This is a genomic window from Roseateles rivi (genome assembly GCF_043555845.1).
Classification (GTDB): domain Bacteria; phylum Pseudomonadota; class Gammaproteobacteria; order Burkholderiales; family Burkholderiaceae_C; genus Roseateles; species Roseateles rivi.
Genome location: NZ_JBIGHZ010000003.1, coordinates 559,868 through 581,878 on the forward strand (window position 1 = coordinate 559,868; position 22,011 = coordinate 581,878).

Consider the following 22,011-nt stretch of genomic DNA (forward strand, 5'->3'; position numbering starts at 1 on the left):
TGGCAGGGCCAGGTTGAGACGAAAAAGAGGCCGCCCGAGGGCAGCGCCACAGCGCATCAGCAGATCCTAGGCAATTGCTCGCCGCTGAGCCAGTCGACGACGCGCCGCCCCCCGAAACGGGTGTCCATCTGCACAAAGCCGTGGGGGTCGTGACACACCTGACCAATGCAGCAGGCCTCGCGCCCCAGCGGGTGGGCGCGCAGTGCGGCCAGCGCGGCATCGGCGGCCTGGGGCGCCACGATGGCCACGAGCTTGCCTTCGTTGGCCACATACAGCGGGTCCAGGCCCAGCAGCTCGCAGGCCGCGTCCACCTGGGGCTGGACCGGAATGGCTGCCTCCTGCAGCCGCATGCCCACGCCGGACTGGCGGGCGATTTCGTTGAGCGTGGTGGCCAGGCCGCCGCGTGTGGGGTCGCGCAGCACGCGCACGGCATCGGGGGCGGCGGCCAGCAGCGCCGCCACCAGGGTGTGCAGCGCGGCGCTGTCGCTCGTGACGGTGGTTTCAAACGCCAGCGATTCGCGCTGCGACAGCACGGCCACGCCGTGCTCGCCAATGCTGCCCGACAGCAGCACCACATCGCCCGGGCGCGCCTGGTCGCCGCTGATGCGCACACCCGGGGCCAGCGCCCCCACGCCGGTGGTGCTGATGAAGAGCCCATCGCCCTTGCCCTGCTCCACCACCTTGGTGTCGCCCGTGACCACTGGCACCCCGGCCGCACGCGCGGCCTGCCCCATGGACTGCACCAGGCGCTGCAGCTCCGCCAGCGCAAAGCCTTCTTCGATGATGAAGCTGGCGCTGAGGTAGAGCGGCTGCGCGCCCATCATGGCCACGTCGTTGATGGTGCCGTGCACGGCCAGGCTGCCCAGGTCGCCACCGGGGAAGAAGCGCGGCGCGACGACATGGCCGTCGGTGGCCATCACCAGCTGCGCGCCGCCCCCGGGCCAGGGCAGCGCGGCGCCATCGTCGCCCTGGCGCAAAAAGGGGTTGTCCAGCGCGGGCAGGAACAGCTCTTCGATGAGCTGCGCGGCGGCCTTGCCCCCGGCGCCGTGGCCCATGTCGATGCGGCCGTGTCGGATGTCCAGCGGGCGGATGTAGGGCGGTTTCATGCGGCAGTCTGCGGGGTTGCGGGCGCGGCCACGACGGGGATGTCGCGAAAGCGGCCATAGGTGTAGTGCGCGGCGCAGGCGCCTTCGCTGGAGACCATGCAAGAGCCCACGGGGTTTTCGGGCGTGCACACGGTGCCGAAGATCTTGCAGTCGCGCGGCTCTTTGACGCCGCGCAGAATGGCGCCGCACTCGCAGGCCTTGTTGTCAGGCACGCTGCGGTAGGCAAGGCCAAAGCGGTGTTCGGCGTCGTACGGGCGGTAGCGCTCGCGGATGCGCAGCGCCGAGTGCGCCATGCTGCCCAGGCCGCGCCACTCAAAGGTCTCGCGCAGCTCAAAGACCTCGTCCATAAGCTGCTGGGCGTGGCGGTTGCCCGCCGGGGTGACGGCACGGATGAATTCGTTCTCCACCTCGGCGCGGCCCTGGTTGACCTGGCGGATCAGCATCAGGATGGCTTGCAGCACATCCAGCGGCTCAAACCCCGCAATCACCACGGGCTTGGCGTGGTCCTGCGCAAACCGGGCATAGGGCTCGGAGCCAATCACCACGCTGACATGGGCCGGGCCCACAAAGCCGTCGATGGGTGCCGTGGCTGCGGCGCCGCTCGCGCTCCCCGCCAAGATGGCGCGTATGGCTGGCGGCGTGAGCACATGGCTGCACATGACGCTGAAGTTCTCAATCCCTTCGGCGGCAGCGGCACGGATCACCAGGGCGCTGGGCGGGGTGGTGGTTTCAAAACCGATGGCGAAAAACACCACCTGGCGATGGGCTTGTTCGCGCGCCAGCTGCAAGGCGTCGGCGGCGGAGTACACCACGCGGATGTCCGCCCCGCGCGCCTTGGCCTTGGTCAGCGACAGGCCCTGCGAGGCGGGCACGCGCAGCGTGTCGCCATAGGTGCACAGCACCACGTCGTGCTCCAGCGCCAGGGCGATGGCCATGTCCACGCGGCCTATGGGCAGCACGCACACGGGGCAGCCCGGGCCGTGGATCATGCGCACCTGCGGCGGCAGCAGCTCCAGCACGCCGTAGCGGCTGATGGCATGCGTGTGGCCGCCGCAAAACTCCATGAAGCGGTAGTGCCGACCGGGCTGCACCTCGGCCGCAATGCGCTGGGCGATGTGGCGCGCCAGCGCGCCGTCGCGGAATTCGTCGATGTACTTCATGGCTGGGGCGTCTCGTCGGTGGGGGCCATCTGCGCAAACAGCGCCAGGGTGCGCTGGGCTTCTTCGGCGTCCACCAAGCCAATGGCGTGGCCCACGTGCACGATGACGTAGTCGCCCACCTGGGCTTCAGGCACCAGGGCGATGGAGATGGGCTTGCGGATGCCGCCCAGCGCCACCAGGGCTTGGTCTTGCGCGCGCTTTTCGACCAAGAGCGCAGGAATGGCTAGGCACATGGGAGAGCGTCCTCGGCGCAGCGGGTGAGGGGGTGAGCGGCCAGCTGCTGCGCGGCCACCCAGGCTTGGCCCAGGGCCAGGCCGGCGTCGCCACAGCTTTGCTGCTGGGGCCAGTACACGGCAAGGCCGGCTTGTTCCAGGCGCTGGCACAGGCCCTGGTGCAGGATGCGGTTGAAAAAACACCCGCCGCCCAGCGCCACCTGGCGCAAGCCATGGGCCTGGGCCGCCGCCACGGCTGCCACCGCCAGGGCCTCGATCAGGGCGAGGTGAAAGTGCGCGGCGGCCAGCTCCGCGTCGGGCGCATCAAACAGTGCGCCAAGCACGGGCAGGAGGTCGATGCGACCATCGCTGTGGTGCTGGGCCGTCAGGTGTGGCTGCAGCTGCGGCTGGCGCACCAACGCACGCGCGGCGGCCTGTTCCAAGGCCATGGCGGCCTGCGCTTCGTCTTGCTGCTCCAGGCACAGGCCCAGTGCGGCAGCGGCAGCGTCGAACTGCCGCCCCGCGCTGCTGCTCATGGGGCAGTTGAGCTGGCGCTGCAGCATCTGCTGCACGCCCTGCACCCGCGCTGCGCCCAGTGCGGGTGCAAAGCGGGGCAGGATTTCCTCGCCCCGCCCCAGCGCATGCAAGACGCTGGCGGCCATGCGCCAAGGCTGGCGCGCGGCGCGGTCGCCCCCGGGCAGGGCCAGGGGCTGGAGGTGGCCCAGGCGGCGCCATTGCGCGCCCGACAGCCACAGCAGCTCGCCGCCCCAGGGCCGGCCATCGCTGCCCAGGCCCACACCGTCCAGCGCCAGGCCCAGCACCGGGCCGCGCAGGCCATGTTCAGCCACCACAGCCGCCACATGGGCATGGTGGTGCTGCACGCCCACGGCGGGCACGCCCAGGGCAGCGGCGGTTTCCAGGGCCAGGCGCGTGCTGTAGAAGTCAGGGTGCAAATCATGGGCCACGGCCTGCACCGGCGCACCTGCGGCCTGGGCATGCGCCAGCAGGCGCTGCACCGAGCCCGCCAGGGCGTCGCAGGCGGCAGGGTCGCCCAAATCGCCATGCGGGGCCGACCAGACGGCCTGCCCCTGCAGCAGCAGGCAGGCGCTGTTTTTGAGCCAGGCGCCCAGCGCCAGCACGGTGGTGTTCATGGTGCGCCCTCAGCGCGCGCCTTGCGCTTGCAGGGCGGCCTGGGCCTGGGCCAGCTCGGCCTGCAGGCGCTGCACACGCGCTGCCGGGCTCTCGGCCTCGGGGGCGTGATGGTGATGGTGCTCGGCCCCGCGTGCGTGGTCCAGCCAGTGCAGCCAATCCTCCATGCCCTGCCCCGTGGTGGCCGAGAGCTGCAGGATTTCGATGCGCGGGTTGACGCGCCGCGCCAGCTCGATGCAGCGCGCCACATCGAACTGCACATGGGGCAGCAAGTCGATTTTGTTGAGGATCATGAGGCGCGAGGCCTCGAACATATCGGGGTACTTCAGCGGCTTGTCTTCGCCCTCGGTGACGGAGAGGATGGCCACCTTGGCCAGCTCGCCCAAGTCCCACATGGCCGGGCAGACGAGGTTGCCCACGTTCTCGATGAAGAGCAGGCCCGGCGCGTGGTCGTGGTCGTGTTCGTGAGAGTGTTCGTGAGGCCCCGCGTGGGCATGCAGCCGCGCAAAGGCCTCGGCCACCATGGGGGCATCCAGATGGCAGCCCTTGCCGGTGTTGACCTGGATGGCCGGGGCCCCGGTGGCGCGTATGCGCTGGGCGTCGAAGCTGGTTTGCTGGTCGCCCTCAATCACGGCCAGCTGCAGCGAGGGGTGGCGCGCTTGCAGGGCTTTGATGGTGGCGCACAGCAAGGTGGTTTTGCCCGAGCCGGGGCTGGAGACCAGGTTCAGCGCCGTCACGCCATGGGCGGCAAAGTGGGCGCGGTTTTGCGCCGCCACGGCGTTGTTGGCACCCAGGATGTCGGCCTCGATCTTGATGGCGCGCTGCGCGCTCATGCCCGGCACCGACACCCGCGCCGCGCCCGCACCGAAGTGCAGCTCTGCGCCCTGGGCCGCATCAGCGCCCCCCTGAACCTGGGCGGCACCGCCGCCGCTGCAACCACACACCACACACATAGCCTGCCTCTTTCTCAATGTTGTTGGGCTTCAGTCGTCGCTCACGCGCATGTCCAGCACGCGCAATTCCATGCCACCACAGGGCTGCAGCTGGTAGCCGCCGCAGCCTGGGCAGGGCTGGCCGCGCTGCGCCAGCTCCATGGTTTTGGCGCAGTGCATGCACCAGGCCTGGCCGACGGGCTGCTCGATGTGCAGCTGCGCGTCTTGCAGCAGCGTGCCTGGCGCCAGGCCCTCCAGCGCGTAGCGCAGCGCGCGCGCGTCCACGCCGCTGAGCTGGCCCACCTCCAGGCGCAGCGCCAGCAGGCGCGCAAAGCCCTCGCGCCGCGCCGCGTCTTCCACCAGCTGCAAAACACCACCGGCCAGGCTGGCTTCATGCATCAAAGCGCTCCTTGCTGCTGGATCGCGCGCCCTGCGCCTCGAGCAGGTGGTAGGGCACGCAGGGGTCCAGAGCGGCCATGAGCAGTGCCACGCGCGGGCGCAGTTCGGGGCCGCTGGCGGGCATCTCGGCCAGGGCCTGCGCGGCCACGCCTGCGGGGTGGAAGTTCCATTCGGTGGGAGCCAGCACCTGGCACTCCAACACATAGGGATCGCGGCCACGCGACGCGCTTTCGGGCTCCAGCCGCACTTGGTGGATGAGCAGGCCGCGCGCCATCTCCACCCAGCCCAAGCCGCATTGCGGCGCTGTCTGCACAGCCCCCCAGCGCAGCACGCCCGCACCGTTTTGGCCGGGCCAATCGGGCAGGCACAGGGCCACCAGCTCTGCCAGGCGGCTGCCCAGCAAGCCCCAGGCGCTCAGGGGTGGTGGCGTGAGCGCACCCAGGCGCGCCCAGGGCCCGGTGCAGGCAGTTTGGCCCTGCCACAGCGGGTACAGGGCCAAGCCCGGGTCTTGCGCCAGCGCCTGGCCCAGGGCCTGCAGGCTGCTGGGCTGGGCATGCACGCGCAGCACCTTCGCACCGAGCTGGGGCAAGGCGCAGTCCCAGGCGCGGGCAGCTTGCAGGGTTTGGGGCAACCAGCCTGGCTGGCTGCGGCTCCATTGCTGCAGCCAATCGGCGCCGCCTTGCTGCCAGGCCTGCCACCAGTCTTGTGCGGGCATGTGCAGCCACTGTGTGTGCAGCCACTGGCGCATGGCACCCCAGGTTGCCGCGCCCTGCCCCGGCGTTGTGGTGGTGAGGGGGCAGCTGAGCAAGCTTCGCAGGGCCTGTTCAGCAAAGGCTTCGCGCTGGGCCGGTGGGGCCAGTTCCCGTGGCCAGTCCAGCACCATGCGGCGCAAGTGCTCCAGCGCGGTTTCACGCTGCAGGCTTTGCGCCAGCCCCGGTTCCACGGCAAAACGGCTAGGCTGCGCGGCGGCGAGGGCCAGTTGGCTGGCTGCGCGGTGGGCCTGCGCACACAGGCTGAACACCCCGGCCAGCAGCCCCGGCAAAGCGGTGGCGCTGTGCCCCGGTGCCAGGCGCTGGGCCCAGGCCTGGCGCGTGCTGCGCAGGGTGCGCGTCAGGGGCTGGCCCGGCTTCAGATAGAGGGCGCCAGAAAACTCACTCATGCCTGCTCCCCGGCCGCGCGGCCCAGCAAGGCTGGCAGGCACACATGCCGCAGCGCGGCATGTTGGGTGGTGGGAGTGGGCTCGGCAGGCATGGGCAGGACGGGGCTCACTCGAGCATGAGGAACTGCTGCGCGTCGCCATCGCAGTTGGGGCAGCGCCAGTGCGCGGGCAGCTCGGCAAAGGGCGTGCCCGGTGGGATTTGCCACTGCGCATCGCCCAGGGCGGGGTCGTACACCCACCAGCAAATCTTGCACTCCAGGCGCGAGTGCGGCTGCAGGGCCTCGCGCTTGCCCAGGTAGGAGCCCTCAAAGCCAGGGCGGGCGGTGGCATCCGCGCCGCTCATGCCAGCTCCAAGTAGCGGGCCACGTCCAGCAGGCGCTGGTGCGCGTCGTACAAGTCTTCCGGCGCGGCCAAGGCCACTTCGGGCATGTCCACCACTTCCACGCTGTTGAGCAGCACCGTGTCGGCGGAGTTGTAGTAGACGACGCGCCAGCAATGCGGCAGCGTGGTGTTGCTGATGCGGCAGCTGCCATAGCCGCGCGAGAGCAGCAGCACGCGGCCGGTGCCGAGCTGGTGGTCCAGGTAGGCGATGTCTTCGGGGCTGACGGGCAGCAGCGTGAGGTTGACCACATGCGCGGGCTCGCCCGGCCGCCAGTGCGCGGCGCGGTCGCGAATTTCCTCCACCAGCGCCGGGGCGTTTTGCACCTGGGGCGGCAGCGGCCCCTCCCAGGCGCGGTAGGGGCGCTGCGCGTCTTCACGCGCCACGGCGTAGAGCTGTGCGGGCACGGCGCCGACTTCAATGGCATCGTCCACCGACACGCCCTGCTCCCAGCGCATGAGCCGCCACACCCCGGCAAACACCGACTCCTGCACGCGCAGCTCAGCCGCAGCCTCGGGGCTGCGCACCAGCGCGCTGGTTTCACCCTCACCCAGCAGCTGGTTGATGAGCTGCAAGTCTGCCGCCTGCAGCCCGCGCAGGCAGACCTGCCCGCCGCCCTGCCCGCGCGCCGCTTGCGCCAGCAGGGCCAGCACCTGGCGCAGCACCCCGCGCACGGCCACGCGCGATGCCACCTCTTCGGGCAGGGGCAAGGCGGGCGGGCGGTAGGTGTCCATGTCTTTGGGCATGGGCAGGTAGTCCAGGGACTCTTCCTGGCTGTGCGCACCGGGCCCCAGGGCCAGGACGGGAATGGGAAAGGGTTTCATGGCGGCTCCGCGGCGGTGGCTGGCTGCGCTCACTGGCAGCCTTTGTCGCCCGCGCTGTGCTGGCTGACAAGAGGGATTCCGATGGTGGGCGCCCGGGTGGGGGGGAGGGTCAAGGCTTGGGCCACGCGGCGCAGATAGACCTCCCAGTCCTGCATGCCCGCAATGGCCGTGATGTACTGGCCTTGGCGCAGAAACAGCAGCGTGGGCCAGCGCTGCGAGCCGTAGCGCTGCGCCACGGCCTCTTCGCTGCGGCGTGGCACCACGGCCACATGCAAGCGAGCTGGGAAGGCGCGCATCAGCTCGGGCAGCACGGCGGCCACGTCCAGGCCTTCGGGAAAGCGCAGCGGGTCGCCCGCCAGCAGCAGCACGCGCTCGCCCGCACCGCGGCTCCAGTCCTGCACGGTGTGTTCATCCACCCAGGTGGCGCCAAAGTCGCGCACCAGGCGCTCCACCAGAGGGGCATGCTGCGGGAGGGTCTCAATCATGGGGAGGGTTCCTTGCGGCTCAAGTGCCGGTGAGTGCGCGCAGTTGCTCGGGCGTCAGGTGCGAGGGCAGCGCAAAGTCCACCGCTGCTGCGGCCGCAGCGCCCTGGCCCTGCAGGGCGCCCAGCACCAGGTCCAGCGCCGCGTTGACTTCGGCCGCGCGCTGCGGGCTGATGGCTTCGCGCGCGTCGTTCAAAAACACCAGCAGCCAGTCGCCCGGCTGCACGCGGCCCACCAAGGCGGTGTTGACGCGGCGCTGCTCGCCCCGCCCTTCACACAGCGCGTGCAGGCCTTCGGGGTGCAGCACCCGCATGGGCAGGGCCATGCACATGCTCAGCCCTCCTGCGGGAAGAAGCGCGCATCGCCCATGCGGCAGGCCTGCTCGGGCGCGGGGCGCTGGGCCTCGTAGGCGCCCAGCGCCAGGGCGTCCAGCGTGACGGCCTCGCGCGTGCTCAAGGGGCTGCGGCGCGGCTGGGGGGCGCCGCCCCAGCGCTGCAGCTGCGCCACGCCCAGGGCCAGGGCCTCTTGCATGGCGGCCTTGACGATGGGGCGCAGGCTGCCGCCGTAGTCCTCCAGCTCCTGGGGCTGGCAGCCGATGAGCAGCACCTGCGCCGGGTATTTGCCCGTGAGCAAGGCCAGCGACAGCACCTCCTGAAAGCCGGTCTGGTGCAGGCTCATCTTTTTGGCGCCCATGAAGCGCGGCACCTCTTCGTCGCGCACTTCTTTGAGCGTGCCCGGCGCCAGGCCGTAGTCGATGGCGTCAAAGATGAGCAGCGCATCGGCCTCTTGCACGTGCTGGATGAGGTAGAGCCCCTGGGTGCCGCCATCGATCAGGCTGACATGCGGCGCAAACTCGTAGCGCTGCTGCAAGGCCTCGATGCAGCGCACGCCAAAGCCCTCGTCGGCCCAGAGCAGATTGCCAATGCCCAGCACCACAATGCGCTGCGGTCTGGCTCGGGAGCTGGCGGGGTTGGCTTCACTCATGGCTAAAACCTCGGGTCGGCACGGTCTGGTGTGCGCTCAGTCTTTGAAGGTGCGGCGGCCGGAAATCATGGTCGAGACAATGCTTTGGCGACCCATGATGTCCTCGCGGATGGCGGCGTAGACGTGCAAGGTGATGAACATCACCAAGCCCCACATGCCCATGCGGTGCCAGGTGTGCACGTCCTGGCTTTGGCCCATGAGCGGAATGACCCAGCCGAACAGGCGTGACTGCCAGGACGCGGGCCCGGCCCCTTCGCCATACAAGGCCATGCCCGTGACCACCATGAACACGGTCAGCATCAAAAAGCCCGAGAACATGGCCAGGCGTGCCAGCGGGTTGTGGCCCACATAGCGCCCGGGCCGGGGGATCAAAAAGCCATACCAGCGCAGCATGGTGCGCACCTCGGCCCAGTAGGCTTTTTGCAGCACGGGCAGCCAGAAGAGTTCGCGCGCGTGGTGGTTGCCCACCACCGCCCAATAGGCCCGGCCCAGCAAACCCACGGCCAGGATGTAGCCCGCCGTGAAGTGGGCAAAGCGGATATAGCCCATGAGGAAGTGCGCGCTGGCCTCGCCCGGCAGGGTGGGCAGGGGCTTGCCGATGAAGTAGCCCGTCAGGCACAGCACGGTGATGGCCGCGGCATTCACCCAGTGCCAGATGCGCACGGGGGCCTCGTAGACATAGACCGACTTGGTGCTGCGGCCGTGCGCGACGGCGCGATCGTCAATGCCGGTGACATCGGCCAGCGCTTGGGCCTGGGGTTCGGGTGCAGGCAAGGTGGACATGGTGTGCTCCTGAAGGCCTGAGCGGCCTCGAACTCAGGCGGCCAGCTGGCCGACCAGATACAAGCCGGCGGCGCCCATGGCCGCGCCCAACACGCGCAGCACGCTGCGGCTGTGGGCCGCAAAGCCGCGCTGCAGGACCAAGCCCAGGCCCAGGCCGCCCAGGTGCAAAACCGCCGTGCTGCACACAAAGCCCAGGGCATACGCGCCCCAGGCCGTGGCCGGCGCCTCGGCCCCGTGGGCCATGCCGTGCAGCAGCGCAGCGCTGGCCACCAGGCCCAGGCCCAGCGCCGGTGGCAGGGCGCGGTCGGGCTGCATGAGCATGGCGCCCAGCATCAGCACCGTCAGCGCCAGCAACGCTTCGAGCTGCGGCAGCATCAGGCCCTGCAGCCCCAGCGCCGCACCCAGCACCAGGCTCAGCAGAAATACGGCAGGCCCTTGCCAGGCGCGCTGCGCACCCAGGCCGCGCAGCGACCACAGGCCCACGGCGAGCATGACCAGCAGGTGGTCCAGGCCCAAGGGGTGCAGCAGGCCCTGCGCCAGGCTGTGCGTGCCATGCCCGGTGTGGGCCTCAGCAGCCGCAGCCAGAGTCAGCAGGGCCACAGCGCAGCTCATGCGGCGGGAGTTGTTGGGGGTCATCGGCGTCTCCTCAGCGTCGTGCCAGTGGGTGGGTGTTTTTCAGCGCACTTTCACGCGGGCCATTTCCTGCCCGTCGGGGCTCATGACGTGCGTGGAGCAGGCCAGGCAGGGGTCAAAGCTGTGCAGCGTGCGCAGGATTTCGAGCGGCTGCTCGGGGTTGACCATGGGCGTGTTCATGAGCGAGGCCTCGAAGGCGCCGATCTGCCCCTTGGCATCGCGCGGGCTGCCGTTCCAGGTGGTGGGCACCACGCACTGGTAGTTCTCGATCTTGCCGTCCTTGATCTTGATCCAGTGCCCCAACATGCCGCGCGGCGCGGCCACCGTGCCCACGCCCTTGGCCTCCTTGGGCCAGGTGGCGGGGTCCCACTTCTCGGTGTTGGCGGTGTGGGTGTCTCCGGCCTTGATATTGGCCACGAGCTGCTTGAAGTCGTCCATCATCATCTCGCCCGCGTACTGGCCTTCGAGGGCGCGCGCCAGGGTGCGCCCGATGGTGGTGGGCAGCAGCTGCTTGACGCTGTACTGCGTCTCGGGCAAGCCCAGGGCTTTGGGGATGGCGCTGTTGATGGCCTGCGCGGCGCCATCGACTTGCTGCTTGACGCGCTGGCACCACTTGTTGCCCTTGGTGGCATGGGCGTAGCCCAGGATGTAGCGCGACAGCGGGCCCACCTCCACCGCGTGGCCGCGCCAGCGCGGGGCCTTGATCCAGCTGTACTTGGCCGATTCGTCGAGCTGCTCGATGCGCGTGCGCGTGCCCTTGAAAGCCGGGCCTTCGGGCTTGTAGTTGGGCTCGGTCACGCCGTCCCAGGGGTGCAGGCCGCGGGTTTCGTCGCCGTACTTGTACCAGCTGTGAGTCACGAACTCCTGCACCTGCTCGGGGTCGCGCGGGTCTATGGCTTCGATCCGGTCCCAGTTGCCGTTGAGGATGACGCCACCGGGCAGCTGGTGGGTGCTGTGGTCGTAAGGCACTTTCTCGTAGGTGCCGTAGTCGGCCACATTGCTGGCCGACAGCCCACCGCCATAGAGCCAGCCCGCTTGCTTGTAGAGCGTGCCGATGGCCAGCACATCGGGGATGTAGACGTTGTTGTTGAACTCGATCATCTCCTTGATGCGCGCCTCAACAAAGTTCAGCCGCTCCATATTGATGGGCGCCCCGGCGGCCATGTCGCCGTCCAGATTGATGGCGCAAGGCACGCCGCCCACCATGTAGTTGGGGTGCGGGTTCTTGCCGCCGAAGATGGTGTGCACCTTCACCCATTCCTTTTGCAAGTCCAGCGCTTCCAGGTAGTGGGTGACGGCCATGAGGTTGGCCTCGGGCGGCAGCACATAGGCTTTGGAACCCCAGTAGCCATTGGAGAAGGGCCCGAGCTGGCCGCTTTCGACAAACTTCTTGAGACGGTTTTGCACGTCGCGGAAATAGCCCGGCGAGGACATGGGGTGCGAGGGCGAGACCAGCTGCTGCAGCTCCGAGGTCTTCTTCGGGTCGGCCTTCAGGGCCGAGACCACATCCACCCAGTCCAGCGCGTGCAGGTGGTAGAAGTGAACGGCGTGGTCGTGCACCTGCAGGGTCTTGGCCATCATCTCGCGGATGAGGTGGGCGTTGAGCGGGATCTTGATGCCCAGCGCGTCCTCCACCGCCCGCACGCTGGTCAGCGCATGGCAGCCCGTGCACACGCCGCAGATGCGCTCCACAAAAGCCCAGGCGTCGCGCGGGTCGCGGCCCTTCAAGATCACCTCCAGCCCGCGCCACATGGTGCCGGTGGAGACGGCGTTGCGGATCACGTTATTGCTGTCGAGGTTGACCTCGCAGCGCATATGGCCCTCGATGCGCGTGACCGGGTCGACCACCACGCGGCGGCCCGTGTTGTCCATCAAAAAGCCCTGCGTTTCGTATGCACCCATGGTTCAGTCCTCTTGGCTTCAGGCGTTGTTGCTCGGTGCTTGATCAGCGGTGTCGCGGGTGCGCTTGGCCACCGAGACGGCGGCATGCGCCGCAGCGGCTGCCCCCACCACAGCCGCGGCCGTGCCGCCAATCTGGTCGGCCGTGCCCTCCACGCCGAACTGGTGGATGGTGGTGAGGCGCTCGTAGAACGAGCCCTTGTCCCAGAAGCCGTCTTCCGAGCAGCCAATGCAGCCATGGCCGGCCTTGATGGGGAAGCTGGTGCCCTCGTTCCACTGCACGGTGGAGCAGGCGTTGTAGGTGGTGGGGCCTTTGCAGCCCATCTTGTAGAGGCAGTAGCCCTTGCGCGCGGAGTCGTCGTCCCAGGCCTCGACAAACTGGCCCGCATCAAAGTGCGGGCGGCGGTAGCACTTGTCGTGAATGCGCTGGCTGTAGAACATCTTGGGGCGGCCTTGGCGGTCGAGCTCGGGCACGCGGTCAAAAGTCAGCATGTAGGTGATCACGCCCGTCATGACCTCGGCAATGGGCGGGCAGCCGGGCACTTTGATGATGGGCTTGTCGTGGATGACCTTGTGAATGGGCGTGGCCTGCGTGGGGTTGGGCTTGGCGGCCTGCACGCAGCCCCAGCTGGCGCATGAACCCCAGGCAATCACGGCCTTGCAGTCCTTGGCCACGCGCTGGAGTTTTTCAATAAAGGGCTTGCCCGACTGGATGCAGAACATGCCGTCTTCGTTCAGCGGCGGGTTGCCCTCCACGGCCAGGATGTACTGACCCTTGTACTTGGTCATGATCTCTTCGAGGATGGCCTCGGCCTGGTGACCGGCAGCGGCCATCAGCGTGTCGTCATAGTCCAGCGAGATCATGGACAGCACCACATCCTTGGCCAGCGGGTGGGCCGAGCGGATGAAGGATTCGGTGCAGCAGGTGCACTCCAGCCCATGCAGCCACAGCACCGGCGTGCGCGGCTTGCTCTCCATGGCGTGAGCGATCTGTGGAATGAAAGACGGCGCCAAGCCCAGCGAGGTGGCAGTGAGCGAGCAGTACGTCATGAAACTGCGACGCGAAATGCCCTTGCGGCGCATGACCTCGTAGAAGGTGTCCATCGTGGCGGTCTCCATGCTGTGTTGTCGTGACGGTGTCAGGTCACCGCACACACGCAAGCTGCAGGCCACTTTTTGCCGCGCCCGGGCAAACACCGATCCACCCTTGCATCTGTTTGATTTGCAAAGGTTTTTTTGGCGTCTCTCGCCCGCCTGCGGCGCCGCCCCAAAAGCACTGACAAGATGGTGTTCGCCGCCACGACCACACTGGAAGCGCAGCTTCCAGTCCCCCCTCTAGGGTGCCTCGCCGTGCAAGGCGGGGCTGCGCTAGAGTGCAGGCGCGGACTGTCTCCCGCGTGACGCAACCTAGGAAGCCCATTCCCATGCCACAGCCTCCCACGCCGCCCGCACTGGGCAACCGTAGTTTTGTGCTGTTGTTGGTTTTGGTAACGGTGGCTTTTGGCTGGATTCTCTGGCCGCTGGCGGGCTCGGTACTGTGGGCCATGGCCCTGGCCATTGTGTTTCGGCCGCTGTATCTGCTGGCCCTGCGCCGCAGCGGGAGGCGCCCCAACACGGCGGCTTTGCTGACGGTATTGGCCATTGTGCTGCTGGTCATCCTGCCCCTGAGCCTGGTGCTGGGCACGCTGCTGCGCGAGGGTTCCGTTTTGGTGCAAAAAGTGCAGAGCGGCCAAATCAGCTTCAGCGTCTATTTGGTGCAAATCTACGATGCCCTACCGAGCTCGGTGCGTGAGATGCTCACCCGGCTGGACGCCGACAGCATCGCCACGCTCAAACTCAAGCTCGGTGCCGCGCTCAACCAGGGCAGCCAGGTGGTGGCAGGCAAGCTGCTGGGCATAGGCCAGGATGCTTTTGACTTTCTCGTCAGCTTTGGCGTGATGCTGTATTTGCTCTACTTCCTGCTGCGCGATGGCGAGCGGCTGAGCACCCGCATCCGGCTGGCCATTCCCCTGCCCGACCGCGACAAGCGCCAGCTGGCGCAGAAGTTCCGCACCGTCATTCGCGCCACCGTCAAGGGCAATATCGCCGTGGCCATGCTGCAAGGCGCGCTGGGCGGGCTGGCGTTTTGGGTGCTGGGCATCAACGCCCCCGTGCTGTGGGCGGTGCTGATGGCGTTCTTGTCCCTGCTGCCTGCCGTGGGGGCGGGTCTGGTGTGGCTGCCCGTGGCGCTGTATTTGCTGGCCACCGGCCACACGGGTGCGGGCGTGGGCCTCATCGCCTACGGTGCCCTGGTCATTGGCATGGTGGATAACGTGCTGCGCCCTTTGCTGGTGGGTAAAGACACCAAGATGCCCGACTACGTGGTACTGCTGTCCACCCTGGGCGGCATGGCCGTGTTCGGCCTCAATGGTTTTGTGATTGGCCCGCTCATTGCCGCCATGTTCCTGGCGGTGTGGGACATCGTGGCCCAGCAGCAAAAGCACAGCCCCGCAGAAGCCCCGCCTACCGAGTCCCAGCAACAGCCCTAAATTGCCAGGCCGTATTTTGCAAACGCCCCTGATCACCCTAGACCTGTTGACCGTGGCGCATGCGCCCGCACTCTTCCCGGTACTGGGCGATCCGGCCATGTACCGCCACATCGACCGCCCCATCCCCGCAGACCTCTCGGCCCTGCGCCAAACCTTGCAGCGTTGGTGCACCGGCGGCACGGCCGATGGGCGCGAGCGCTGGTTCAACTGGGTGGTGCAGCTGCACCAGGAAGGTGAGACACCGCGCAGCGTGGGTCTGATGCAGGCCACCTTGGACACCCAGGGCGTGTGCTGGATTGGCTACATGATTGGCGTGCCCGATCAGGGCCGCGGCCTGGGCCGCCAGGCCGTGCTGGCCATGCTGCAGGAGCTGGACCAGCACTGCGCGCCGCGCCAGGTGCTGGCTTGTGTAGAAGAGGAAAACCGCCGCTCCATCGCCCTGATCGAGCACCTGGGCTTTGAGCGCGCCGACGCCGCCTGGCACGCCCAGCACGGCCTCTCGGCCACCGAGCGGCTCTACCACCGCCCCACAAAAAAATAAGCCCCGGCCGGGGCACCCACGGCCCTTGCGGGCGGGGGTGTCGGCGCGGGGCTGGCCTCAGCCGCTGGCTGCGGCTTAGCTGCGCTGCATATTGGCCTTGAGCATGGCCGTCAGCAGGTCCAGGCTCTCGGCCAGGTGGGCACGCGTTTCCACCGAGTGGCCGCCCTTGCCCAGGGCCGCGCGCAAGTCGCTCTGCAGCTGGGTGGCGTGCAGGCGCAGCAGCGCGTAGGCGTCAGCAAACTGCGCGGGGCCGGTGCTGCCCTTGGTCAGATTGCCTTGCACACGGCGCAGGTATTCGCGCTGCAGATTGCGGCGCAGGCGGTCAATCTCCGCACCCGTCTTGAGCTCGCTCCAGATGCTGCCTTGCAGCGTGCCATAGACCTCGTTGAGCGAAATCAGGCCCTTGCGCTGCGCCGCAGGCACGAAGGACGGCAGGTCCATCAGGCGCTGTGCGGTGGCGGCGTTGAGCAGGCGGTCCAGCGCCGCGTTTTGCACCCGCGCCACGGCCGCGGGCACATCCACCGGGCCGCTGCGGCCCCACTCGTTGTAGTCAGTCTGCAGCGTGGTCAGGAATTCCGGCTTGAAGCGGAAGCTGTCGGCGCTGAAGAGACCACGAGCCAGGAACTGCAGAGCATCGCGCTGCTTGGCTGGGTCCACCGGGCGGTAGGCCGCATGGCCAGGCTTGCCCGGGTTTTCACGGCTGAGGTGCATGCCGCCCACGTACTTGCCCACCAGATCTGCCGAACGGCCCAGCTGGTTGAAGCTGCCCAGCAGCACACGGCGCTGGCGCTGGGGGTCGTCGGTGGTCGAGGGCGTGCGGTCTTGCAGGCGGGTCCAGAGCTCTTGCGAGAGCTTGAGGCGGCGCTTGTAGTAGGCCAGCGGGTCGTCACCCAGGTCGAAGCGGTTGGCCAGCGGGTCGATGCCGCCGTGCGCGTCAGCGTCGGCGTCGTCGGCGTAGGCCAGCGCGGGCTCAGTGCTGCGTGCAGCAATCTTGGCCAGCTCAGCGGCTTCACGCTCCTTCGGGAATTGGCTGTAGGCGTACTCGATGGCCCAGTAGTCGTAAGCGCCCAGCGTGGTGTTGGTCAGGGCACCGCGCGCCTCACCTTGCAGCGGCAGGTTGTAGGCGTTGTAGTCCATCACCGAGCCAGAAATGCCATGGGCATTGGTGTAGGCCAGGTCTTGCAGCTGCTTTTGCGTGACGGTGGTGGAAGCCTTGAAGTTGTGCTTCAGGCCCAGGGTGTGACCCACCTCGTGCATGATCACGTCGCGAATCACGGCGTTGGCAAAGGCCTCGGCTTCGGGGCTGTCAGGGGCGATGTCGCCGCGCGCTTCGAGCACGTCCAGCGCAAAGTCCATCTCGGCTGCAGCTTCGTGGGCGTAGTTGCAGTGCGCGTGCTCGTCGTGGCTGTGGGCCGCAGCGGTGGCCGTACGGGCGGGCGCCACGTCGTCCACCAGCAGGCGCCGTGCGCCGCGGGCAAACACATCGCTCATGCCGATGTCGGCGTCCATGATTTCGCCCGTGCGGGGGTCTGCGTGGCTGGGGCCAATGGCAAAGCCCACGTCCGCGCCCACAAACCAGCGCACCGAGGCGTGGCCTGCGTCCATATTGTCCCAATTGGCGTCGTCAGGCTGCTGCTGCACCACCAGGGCATTTTTGAAGCCAATCTTCTCGAAGGCTTTGTTCCACTCCAGCACGCCTTCGGCCACGGCCTTGCGGTACTTGGGCGGAATGTTCTTGTCCAGCCAGAAGGTGATGGGCTGCACAGGCTCGCTCAGCGCCGCGTTGGGGTCTTTCTTCTCCAGGCGCCAGCGCTTGACCAAATGCACGCGGGCATTGGGCTTGGAGTCATCCGACATGTCGGTGTAGGACTCCATGAAGTGGCCCAAGCGGGGGTCCAGCGTGCGTGTGGCCATGGGCACTTCAGGCAGTGCCTTGAAGCTGTAGACATGGCTCACAAAGAGGCTGCGCGGATCGGGCGTGGCCTGCGGCGGCGTGGGCATGGGCACGGGCGCGGGCATGAGCGGCGGCGCAGGAATGCGCGCCGTGGCGTAGTGCATGCGCGTGGTCAGCGTGGTGAGCTGGGCCTCGGCACGAGCGCTCTCCACGAAGGAGTTGGCACGGTCCGGTGAGAACGGCAGGCGATACATGAACTCCAGGCGTGTGGACAGGCCCGGCAGGTCGGTCAGGAACAGGGCCGAGGCGTCCACCAGCACGGACTTGCGCTCAGGATGCTCGGCACTGGCCACAGGCGCTGAAGCCAGCAGGGAGGGCGAGAAGGCCTGATCCACCGCGAACTTGTTGCCGCCTTGCGCGCGGAACAGGGTGTTGAGCGCGACGAGCTGGATCTGGTTGCCCACGCGGCGCCATTCGGCCATGTGGTCCGTGCCCATCTGGCTGGCGTAGAGACCGCGCTCGCCCACGGCGTTGGCGGTGTTGAGCGTGAACAGGAAAGGCTTGTTGAGGCTGGACTTGGGAATCTCGATCCAGACCTTTTCGTCCTTGCGCCAGATGGGGAAGAGGCCGTCCTGGCTCTTGGCGTCGCGCGCCACTTCCACAAAAGGCTTGGGCGCGCTGGGGTCAGCCGGGGGGCGCGGCGCGGTGGCCGCTGCAGCCGGTGCGCCACCGCTGGGTGCTGCCGATGCGGCAGCACCCGCAGCCGCGGGCTTGGCGGCGGTGCCATTGCCCGCAGCATTGGGAGGCGTGGTGGAGGCGCAAGCGCTCAGCAGCACAGCGGCAGCCAGCGCGACGGCAGACAGATGCAAGGTATTGCTCATCAGATCTCTCATGGGTCGCAGGTAACGACCGCGTTGCCAAGACAAGGGCCGCACTGTCTCGCGCGGCGCCTTGCGCGTCAACGCCCCCAACTGCGCTTGGCACCACAGCAAACGCCGCCTGTCGCAAACAAGCCCCAGGACTCAAGCCAAACGCTCACCTATCGCCCAAGCAAGGGGGCGTCACAGGGTCACACCCCCTGCACCACACCACTAGACTGACTCTCATGACGCGCTGTACCCATCTTCTATACCTGCACGGATTTCGCTCCTCCCCCCTGTCGGCCAAGGCTCAGCAAATGGCGAGCTGGGTGCGCACGCATCGCCCCGATCTGGTGTGGTGCTGCCCGCAGCTGCCGCCCTCGCCGCGCGACGCCATGGCGTTGGTGCAGCGGCTCACCCAAGACTGGCCCGAGCACGGCGTGGCCGTGATGGGCAGTTCGCTGGGCGGCTACTACGCCACCCATGTGGCCCAGCAGCGGCCCTGCCGCGCGGTGCTCATCAACCCCGCCGTGAACCCCGCGCGTGACCTGGCGGCCTACATCGGTGAGCAGCGCTGCTGGCAAGACCCTGAGCAGCGCCTCTACTTCCGCGCCGAATACATCGACGAGCTGCTGGCTCTGCACGCAGGCGCGCTGCAGCGGCCCCAGCAGCTGCTGGCCCTTATTGCCCAAGGCGACGAGCTGCTGGACTGGCGCGAAATGCGCGCACGCTACCAAGACTGCGTGCTGCATGTGCTGCCCGGCGGCGACCACGCCCTGAGCGACTTTGCCCACCACCTTCCCCTCGTGACGGAGTTTTTACAGCTATGACTTTGAGACTCAAAGGCAAGACCGCCATCATCACCGGCGCAGCCCAGGGCATTGGCCTGGCCACGGCACTGAAGTTCGCTGACGAAGGCGCGCAACTGGTGTTGTGCGATGTGCGCCAAGAAGGCGTGGACGCCGCCGTGCAGGCCTGCCAGGCACGCGGCGCGCGCGCACTGGGCGTGGTGCTGTCGGTGACGGAGCGCGCGCAGCTCGACGCCATGGTGCAGGCCACGCTGGCCGAGTTCGGGCGCATCGATGTGCTGGTGAACAACGCGGGCATCACCCGCGATGCGCGGCTGCAAAAAATGAGCCTGGAGCAGTTCGACGCCGTCATCGACGTCAATCTGCGCGGCATCTTCCACGCCACGCAGGCGGTGCTGGCCACCATGAGCGAGCAAGGCAGTGGCGTCGTCCTCAACGCCAGCTCCGTGGTGGCGCAGCGCGGCAATTTCGGCCAGACCAACTACGTGGCCACCAAGGCCGCGGTGGAAGGCATCACCAAAACCTGGGCCCGCGAACTGGGTCCGCAAGGCATTCGCGTCAACGCCGTGAGCCCCGGCTTTGTGGCCACCTCCATCATCGACACCGTGCCCGAGAAAGTCCTCAACGGGCTGCGCGAGCAAGTGCCGCTCAAGCGCATCGGCAAGCCCGAAGAAGTGGCCAATGCCTACGCCTTTTTGGCCAGCGACGAGGCCAGCTACATCAACGGCGCGGTGCTGGAAGTCTCGGGCGGACTGAGCTTTTAAGCCGCCGACTTGCCCCTGTGGACTGTGGATAAGTCACGGGACAAGCCGTGCCCTCCCGAGCTAAGTGCTTGTCCCGTAAGGCGCCCGCTCAAACTGCCGCAAATTGAGGCAGTTTGAGTACTTGTGCGCCATGCGCCCGTTTTCAGGGCTTAGGCTGGAAGGCCGGGTCGCCAAACTGGCGCAGGAAGAAGCTCCAGACATCGGCGGTTTCATCCAGGCGCTGCGACACGCCCGAGCCCATGCCATGGCCAGCCTCGTAGTCCACGCGCAGCAGCACGGGGCGCTCGCGGTAGCTCTCGGGGTTGGCGGCCTGCAAGCGCGCGGCCATCTTGCCCGGCATCCAGGCTTCCACGCGCGGGTCGTTGGCGCCGGTGGTGGCAATCACCGCCGGGTAGCGCGTGCCGTCCTTGACGCGGTGGTAGGGGCTGATGGCATACATGGATTTGAAGTGCTCGGGGTTGGTCACCGTGCCGAACTCCGCAATATTGGGCGGGCCGTTGGGCGTGAACTCCATGCGCAGCATGTCCGACACGCTCACCGCGGTTTGTGCCGCCGCAAAGAGTTCCGGCCGCTGGGTGATGGCCCCACCGATGGTGATGCCCCCGGCGCTGCCGCCCGTGCCCGCCAGCTGCGCGCTGTTGGTGTAGCCCTGTGCAATCAGGTACTGCGCGCAGGCGATGAAGTCCGACACCGTGTTTTGCTTGGTGGCGATATAGCCGCCGCGGTGCCAGTCCGCGCCGAGCTCGCCGCCGCCGCGCACATGGCAGATGGCCTGCACGCCGCCGCGCTCCAGCCAGGCCAGGCGCGTGGGCGTGAAGTTGGGCTCTTGTGAAATGCCGTAGGCGCCGTAGCCGCTCACGATGGTGGGGCGACGGCCGTCACGCGGCGTGTTCTTGGCCGAGAGGATGGACAGCGGCACGCGCACACCGTCGTGGCTGGGCACCATCACGCGCTCGGCCTGGAAGCCCGAGGTGTCGAGCTGGGTGGGCTTTTGCACATCCACCACGCGCGACTGCTGGGTTTTGGGGTTGATCACCAGGCTTTGCGGCGCCTGCGTCCAGCCCACCATCTGCACCAAGAGCTCGCCCTTGGGCAGCGCGGCAAAGGCCCGCAGCGTGCCCTCAAAAGGCAGGGCCACGCTGGCGGGCGCGGCGTGGCCGCGCCGCGGCACGCGCCAGAGCTTGGTCACGCCTGCGTCCAGCGCCTTCACGTAGACAGCGTCGCTGGCGCCGTGGATGTCTTGCAGCACGCTCTGGCCCGCAGGCAGCGCGGTCTTCCACGGTGCACGGGCGGTGCCCAGCTTGCGCACCAGCAGCTCGCGGCGCGAGGCCTTGGCCTGGCTGATGGCGTAGAGCTCGTCGCCCACCAGCGCGGCTTCGATGATCTTGTCCTGCGGCGACACCAGACGCTGCCACTGCAGCTTGCGGCCTTTTTGCAAAGCAGCCAGCGGCGCGGCCCAGTAGCTGCGCTCGGCAGCGTCGCCATGCAGCACCTCCGCCAAGGCCCAGCGCCCGTCTTTGCTCAGGCGCATATGGGGCAGGTCGGCAATCTCAAAAGGCATCTTGGCGTCCACCTGCCAGCCGAACACGGCGCGGTCTTGCGCCACGTCTTGGCCCAGGCGGTGCAGGAACACGGCGCTCTTGTTGTAGCGCTCGTCGGCCGGGTGGCGGTTGTAGGCAAAGCCGCTGGAGTCCGGCAGCCAGGCCACGCCGCCCTCGTTCAAGCCGGTGCGGTCAATGGCCAAGGGGCGCAGCTTGCCCGTGGCCACATCCAGCACGCGCAGCACGCTGTTTTCAGAGCCGCCCGCGGACAGACCCACGGCCACCAGACGCCCGTCGGGCGAAGGCGCATACCAGTCGATGGCATGCTTGCCCGGCTGGCCCGGCACATTCATGGGGTCCAGCAAGGTGCGCTCAGCCCCGGCCAAGCCCTGGCGCAACACCAGGCGCGACTGGTTTTGCCCAGGCTCGCGCTTCATGTAGAAGAGCTGCCCCGCCACCATGCGGTAGGCGCCGGTGCTCTCGCCCGCATCGGCCAGTTCGCCCAGGCGCTGGCGCAGCGCCGCACGGCCCGGGATGGTGGCCAAATCGGCCGCCGCGTAGTGGGCCTGGGCGCGCAGCCATTGCTGGAATTGCGCCGAAGACATGTCCTCCATCCAGCGGTAGGGGTCTACCACCTCGGTGCCATGGTAGTTGTCGCGCACGGGCTGAACCGGCGTTGGTGGGTAGGGGGCGCGGGTTTGCGCCTGAGCCAGTGGAGCCAGCGCTGCGGCGGCCAAGGCCAGCGCACCCAAGGGAAATCGAAATCGATTGATGAACATGGAATTGCTGCGTACCGCCGAGCGGGCGGTCGACGTTGTCTCTAAAGACCACCATCCTCAAGGTGAGTGCCGTTTGGGTCAATCCCTGCGCCTGCGCTTGGGGGCACGCAGGCAGTCGTTGGTCGCACCAGTTGGCGTTGTGGCAGCGCGCATGACCCCCGCGAAATTTACCCCCGCGGACTGTGGACAAGTCA

The 22,011-nt window shown here is 67.9% G+C and carries 22 protein-coding genes; 4 read left to right on the forward strand and 18 right to left on the reverse strand.

The window, feature by feature from the left end:
- Nucleotides 1–56: 56 nt before the first annotated feature.
- The 16 genes from hypE to ACG0Z6_RS09985 all read right to left on the reverse strand — a co-directional run bounded on the left by hypE (nt 57) and on the right by ACG0Z6_RS09985 (nt 13,205).
- Nucleotides 57–1,106 carry a hydrogenase expression/formation protein HypE gene (hypE, locus tag ACG0Z6_RS09910; RefSeq protein WP_394460883.1) on the reverse strand — a complete coding sequence of 350 codons (1,050 nt, stop codon included), beginning with the start codon at nt 1,104–1,106 and terminating at the stop codon, nt 57–59.
- Complete coding sequence (gene hypD, locus ACG0Z6_RS09915) at nt 1,103–2,266, reverse strand: hydrogenase formation protein HypD (RefSeq protein ID WP_394460886.1); 1,164 nt, start codon at nt 2,264–2,266, stop codon at nt 1,103–1,105. Before hypD ends, hypE begins: the two co-directional genes overlap by 4 nt.
- Nucleotides 2,263–2,499 carry a HypC/HybG/HupF family hydrogenase formation chaperone gene (locus tag ACG0Z6_RS09920; protein ID WP_394460888.1) on the reverse strand — a complete coding sequence of 79 codons (237 nt, stop codon included), beginning with the start codon at nt 2,497–2,499 and terminating at the stop codon, nt 2,263–2,265. The genes hypD and ACG0Z6_RS09920 overlap by 4 nt, the downstream gene beginning before the upstream one ends.
- Nucleotides 2,490–3,629, reverse strand: a complete 1,140-nt coding sequence (locus tag ACG0Z6_RS09925; protein WP_394460890.1) for a Kae1-like domain-containing protein — start codon at nt 3,627–3,629, stop codon at nt 2,490–2,492. Before ACG0Z6_RS09925 ends, ACG0Z6_RS09920 begins: the two co-directional genes overlap by 10 nt.
- A gap of 9 nt (nt 3,630–3,638) precedes the next feature.
- A complete protein-coding gene (hypB, locus tag ACG0Z6_RS09930; protein WP_394460892.1) occupies nt 3,639–4,580 on the reverse strand; it encodes a hydrogenase nickel incorporation protein HypB in 942 nt (313 codons plus the stop codon).
- 30 nt (nt 4,581–4,610) lie between these two features.
- Entirely contained in the window at nt 4,611–4,958 is a 348-nt protein-coding gene (locus ACG0Z6_RS09935) for a hydrogenase maturation nickel metallochaperone HypA/HybF (protein ID WP_394460893.1), read from the reverse strand.
- The gene (locus tag ACG0Z6_RS09940) at nt 4,951–6,117 is read right to left on the reverse strand and encodes a hypothetical protein (RefSeq protein ID WP_394460895.1); all 1,167 of its coding nucleotides are present in this window, start codon (nt 6,115–6,117) and stop codon (nt 4,951–4,953) included. The genes ACG0Z6_RS09935 and ACG0Z6_RS09940 overlap by 8 nt, the downstream gene beginning before the upstream one ends.
- Before the next feature lie 106 nt (nt 6,118–6,223).
- Nucleotides 6,224–6,460, reverse strand: a complete 237-nt coding sequence (locus tag ACG0Z6_RS09945) for a rubredoxin (protein WP_394460897.1) — start codon at nt 6,458–6,460, stop codon at nt 6,224–6,226.
- Complete coding sequence (locus ACG0Z6_RS09950; protein WP_394460899.1) at nt 6,457–7,320, reverse strand: hydrogenase expression/formation protein; 864 nt, start codon at nt 7,318–7,320, stop codon at nt 6,457–6,459. Before ACG0Z6_RS09950 ends, ACG0Z6_RS09945 begins: the two co-directional genes overlap by 4 nt.
- Before the next feature lie 29 nt (nt 7,321–7,349).
- Entirely contained in the window at nt 7,350–7,805 is a 456-nt protein-coding gene (locus ACG0Z6_RS09955) for a thioredoxin domain-containing protein (protein WP_394460901.1), read from the reverse strand.
- 19 nt (nt 7,806–7,824) lie between these two features.
- Entirely contained in the window at nt 7,825–8,133 is a 309-nt protein-coding gene (locus tag ACG0Z6_RS09960; protein ID WP_394460903.1) for a HypC/HybG/HupF family hydrogenase formation chaperone, read from the reverse strand.
- A 2-nt stretch (nt 8,134–8,135) separates the two neighbouring features.
- Entirely contained in the window at nt 8,136–8,786 is a 651-nt protein-coding gene (locus tag ACG0Z6_RS09965) for a HyaD/HybD family hydrogenase maturation endopeptidase (RefSeq protein WP_394460905.1), read from the reverse strand.
- A gap of 36 nt (nt 8,787–8,822) precedes the next feature.
- Entirely contained in the window at nt 8,823–9,569 is a 747-nt protein-coding gene (cybH, locus tag ACG0Z6_RS09970; protein ID WP_394460907.1) for a Ni/Fe-hydrogenase, b-type cytochrome subunit, read from the reverse strand.
- 33 nt (nt 9,570–9,602) lie between these two features.
- Complete coding sequence (locus ACG0Z6_RS09975; protein WP_394460909.1) at nt 9,603–10,205, reverse strand: HupE/UreJ family protein; 603 nt, start codon at nt 10,203–10,205, stop codon at nt 9,603–9,605.
- A gap of 39 nt (nt 10,206–10,244) precedes the next feature.
- Nucleotides 10,245–12,104, reverse strand: a complete 1,860-nt coding sequence (locus ACG0Z6_RS09980) for a nickel-dependent hydrogenase large subunit (RefSeq protein WP_394460911.1) — start codon at nt 12,102–12,104, stop codon at nt 10,245–10,247.
- 18 nt (nt 12,105–12,122) lie between these two features.
- Nucleotides 12,123–13,205: a hydrogenase small subunit gene (locus tag ACG0Z6_RS09985; RefSeq protein WP_394461008.1), complete on the reverse strand. Its 1,083-nt coding sequence runs from the start codon at nt 13,203–13,205 to the stop codon at nt 12,123–12,125.
- Between the two features lie 320 nt (nt 13,206–13,525).
- Between ACG0Z6_RS09985 and ACG0Z6_RS09990 the strand changes: the two genes are divergently transcribed.
- Nucleotides 13,526–14,629, forward strand: coding sequence for an AI-2E family transporter (locus ACG0Z6_RS09990; protein WP_394460913.1), 1,104 nt, complete (start codon nt 13,526–13,528; stop codon nt 14,627–14,629).
- Nucleotides 14,630–14,645: 16 nt separating this feature from the next.
- The gene (locus ACG0Z6_RS09995; protein WP_394460915.1) at nt 14,646–15,170 is read left to right on the forward strand and encodes a GNAT family N-acetyltransferase; all 525 of its coding nucleotides are present in this window, start codon (nt 14,646–14,648) and stop codon (nt 15,168–15,170) included.
- A 75-nt stretch (nt 15,171–15,245) separates the two neighbouring features.
- On the opposite strand, the gene ACG0Z6_RS10000 is transcribed toward ACG0Z6_RS09995, so the two are convergent.
- Nucleotides 15,246–17,945 (reverse strand): zinc-dependent metalloprotease, encoded by a 2,700-nt coding sequence (locus ACG0Z6_RS10000; RefSeq protein ID WP_394460917.1) that lies wholly within the window; start codon nt 17,943–17,945, stop codon nt 15,246–15,248.
- 224 nt (nt 17,946–18,169) lie between these two features.
- On the opposite strand from ACG0Z6_RS10000, the gene ACG0Z6_RS10005 reads away from it, so the two are divergent.
- On the forward strand, nt 18,170–18,754 hold the full coding sequence (locus ACG0Z6_RS10005; RefSeq protein WP_394460919.1) for a YqiA/YcfP family alpha/beta fold hydrolase: 585 nt from the start codon (nt 18,170–18,172) through the stop codon (nt 18,752–18,754).
- A gap of 2 nt (nt 18,755–18,756) precedes the next feature.
- Entirely contained in the window at nt 18,757–19,497 is a 741-nt protein-coding gene (gene fabG, locus ACG0Z6_RS10010) for a 3-oxoacyl-ACP reductase FabG (RefSeq protein WP_394461010.1), read from the forward strand.
- A gap of 142 nt (nt 19,498–19,639) precedes the next feature.
- Here the strand turns inward: fabG and ACG0Z6_RS10015 are convergent, their stop codons facing one another.
- Entirely contained in the window at nt 19,640–21,817 is a 2,178-nt protein-coding gene (locus tag ACG0Z6_RS10015) for a prolyl oligopeptidase family serine peptidase (RefSeq protein ID WP_394460922.1), read from the reverse strand.
- Nucleotides 21,818–22,011: the final 194 nt, after the last annotated feature.

Excerpts from the sequence above, each read along its gene's own strand:
- hypE (WP_394460883.1), bottom strand. The coding sequence starts at position 1,106 with ATGAAACCGCCCTACATCCGCCCGCTGGACATCCGACACGGCCGCATC.
- hypD (WP_394460886.1), bottom strand. The coding sequence starts at position 2,266 with ATGAAGTACATCGACGAATTCCGCGACGGCGCGCTGGCGCGCCACATC.
- ACG0Z6_RS09920 (WP_394460888.1), bottom strand. The coding sequence starts at position 2,499 with ATGTGCCTAGCCATTCCTGCGCTCTTGGTCGAAAAGCGCGCGCAAGAC.
- ACG0Z6_RS09925 (WP_394460890.1), bottom strand. The coding sequence starts at position 3,629 with ATGAACACCACCGTGCTGGCGCTGGGCGCCTGGCTCAAAAACAGCGCC.
- hypB (WP_394460892.1), bottom strand. The coding sequence starts at position 4,580 with ATGTGTGTGGTGTGTGGTTGCAGCGGCGGCGGTGCCGCCCAGGTTCAG.
- ACG0Z6_RS09935 (WP_394460893.1), bottom strand. The coding sequence starts at position 4,958 with ATGCATGAAGCCAGCCTGGCCGGTGGTGTTTTGCAGCTGGTGGAAGAC.
- ACG0Z6_RS09940 (WP_394460895.1), bottom strand. The coding sequence starts at position 6,117 with ATGAGTGAGTTTTCTGGCGCCCTCTATCTGAAGCCGGGCCAGCCCCTG.
- ACG0Z6_RS09945 (WP_394460897.1), bottom strand. The coding sequence starts at position 6,460 with ATGAGCGGCGCGGATGCCACCGCCCGCCCTGGCTTTGAGGGCTCCTAC.
- ACG0Z6_RS09950 (WP_394460899.1), bottom strand. The coding sequence starts at position 7,320 with ATGAAACCCTTTCCCATTCCCGTCCTGGCCCTGGGGCCCGGTGCGCAC.
- ACG0Z6_RS09955 (WP_394460901.1), bottom strand. The coding sequence starts at position 7,805 with ATGATTGAGACCCTCCCGCAGCATGCCCCTCTGGTGGAGCGCCTGGTG.
- ACG0Z6_RS09960 (WP_394460903.1), bottom strand. The coding sequence starts at position 8,133 with ATGTGCATGGCCCTGCCCATGCGGGTGCTGCACCCCGAAGGCCTGCAC.
- ACG0Z6_RS09965 (WP_394460905.1), bottom strand. The coding sequence starts at position 8,786 with ATGAGTGAAGCCAACCCCGCCAGCTCCCGAGCCAGACCGCAGCGCATT.
- cybH (WP_394460907.1), bottom strand. The coding sequence starts at position 9,569 with ATGTCCACCTTGCCTGCACCCGAACCCCAGGCCCAAGCGCTGGCCGAT.
- ACG0Z6_RS09975 (WP_394460909.1), bottom strand. The coding sequence starts at position 10,205 with ATGACCCCCAACAACTCCCGCCGCATGAGCTGCGCTGTGGCCCTGCTG.
- ACG0Z6_RS09980 (WP_394460911.1), bottom strand. The coding sequence starts at position 12,104 with ATGGGTGCATACGAAACGCAGGGCTTTTTGATGGACAACACGGGCCGC.
- ACG0Z6_RS09985 (WP_394461008.1), bottom strand. The coding sequence starts at position 13,205 with ATGGACACCTTCTACGAGGTCATGCGCCGCAAGGGCATTTCGCGTCGC.
- ACG0Z6_RS09990 (WP_394460913.1), top strand. The coding sequence starts at position 13,526 with ATGCCACAGCCTCCCACGCCGCCCGCACTGGGCAACCGTAGTTTTGTG.
- ACG0Z6_RS10000 (WP_394460917.1), bottom strand. The coding sequence starts at position 17,945 with ATGAGCAATACCTTGCATCTGTCTGCCGTCGCGCTGGCTGCCGCTGTG.
- ACG0Z6_RS10005 (WP_394460919.1), top strand. The coding sequence starts at position 18,170 with ATGACGCGCTGTACCCATCTTCTATACCTGCACGGATTTCGCTCCTCC.
- ACG0Z6_RS10015 (WP_394460922.1), bottom strand. The coding sequence starts at position 21,817 with ATGTTCATCAATCGATTTCGATTTCCCTTGGGTGCGCTGGCCTTGGCC.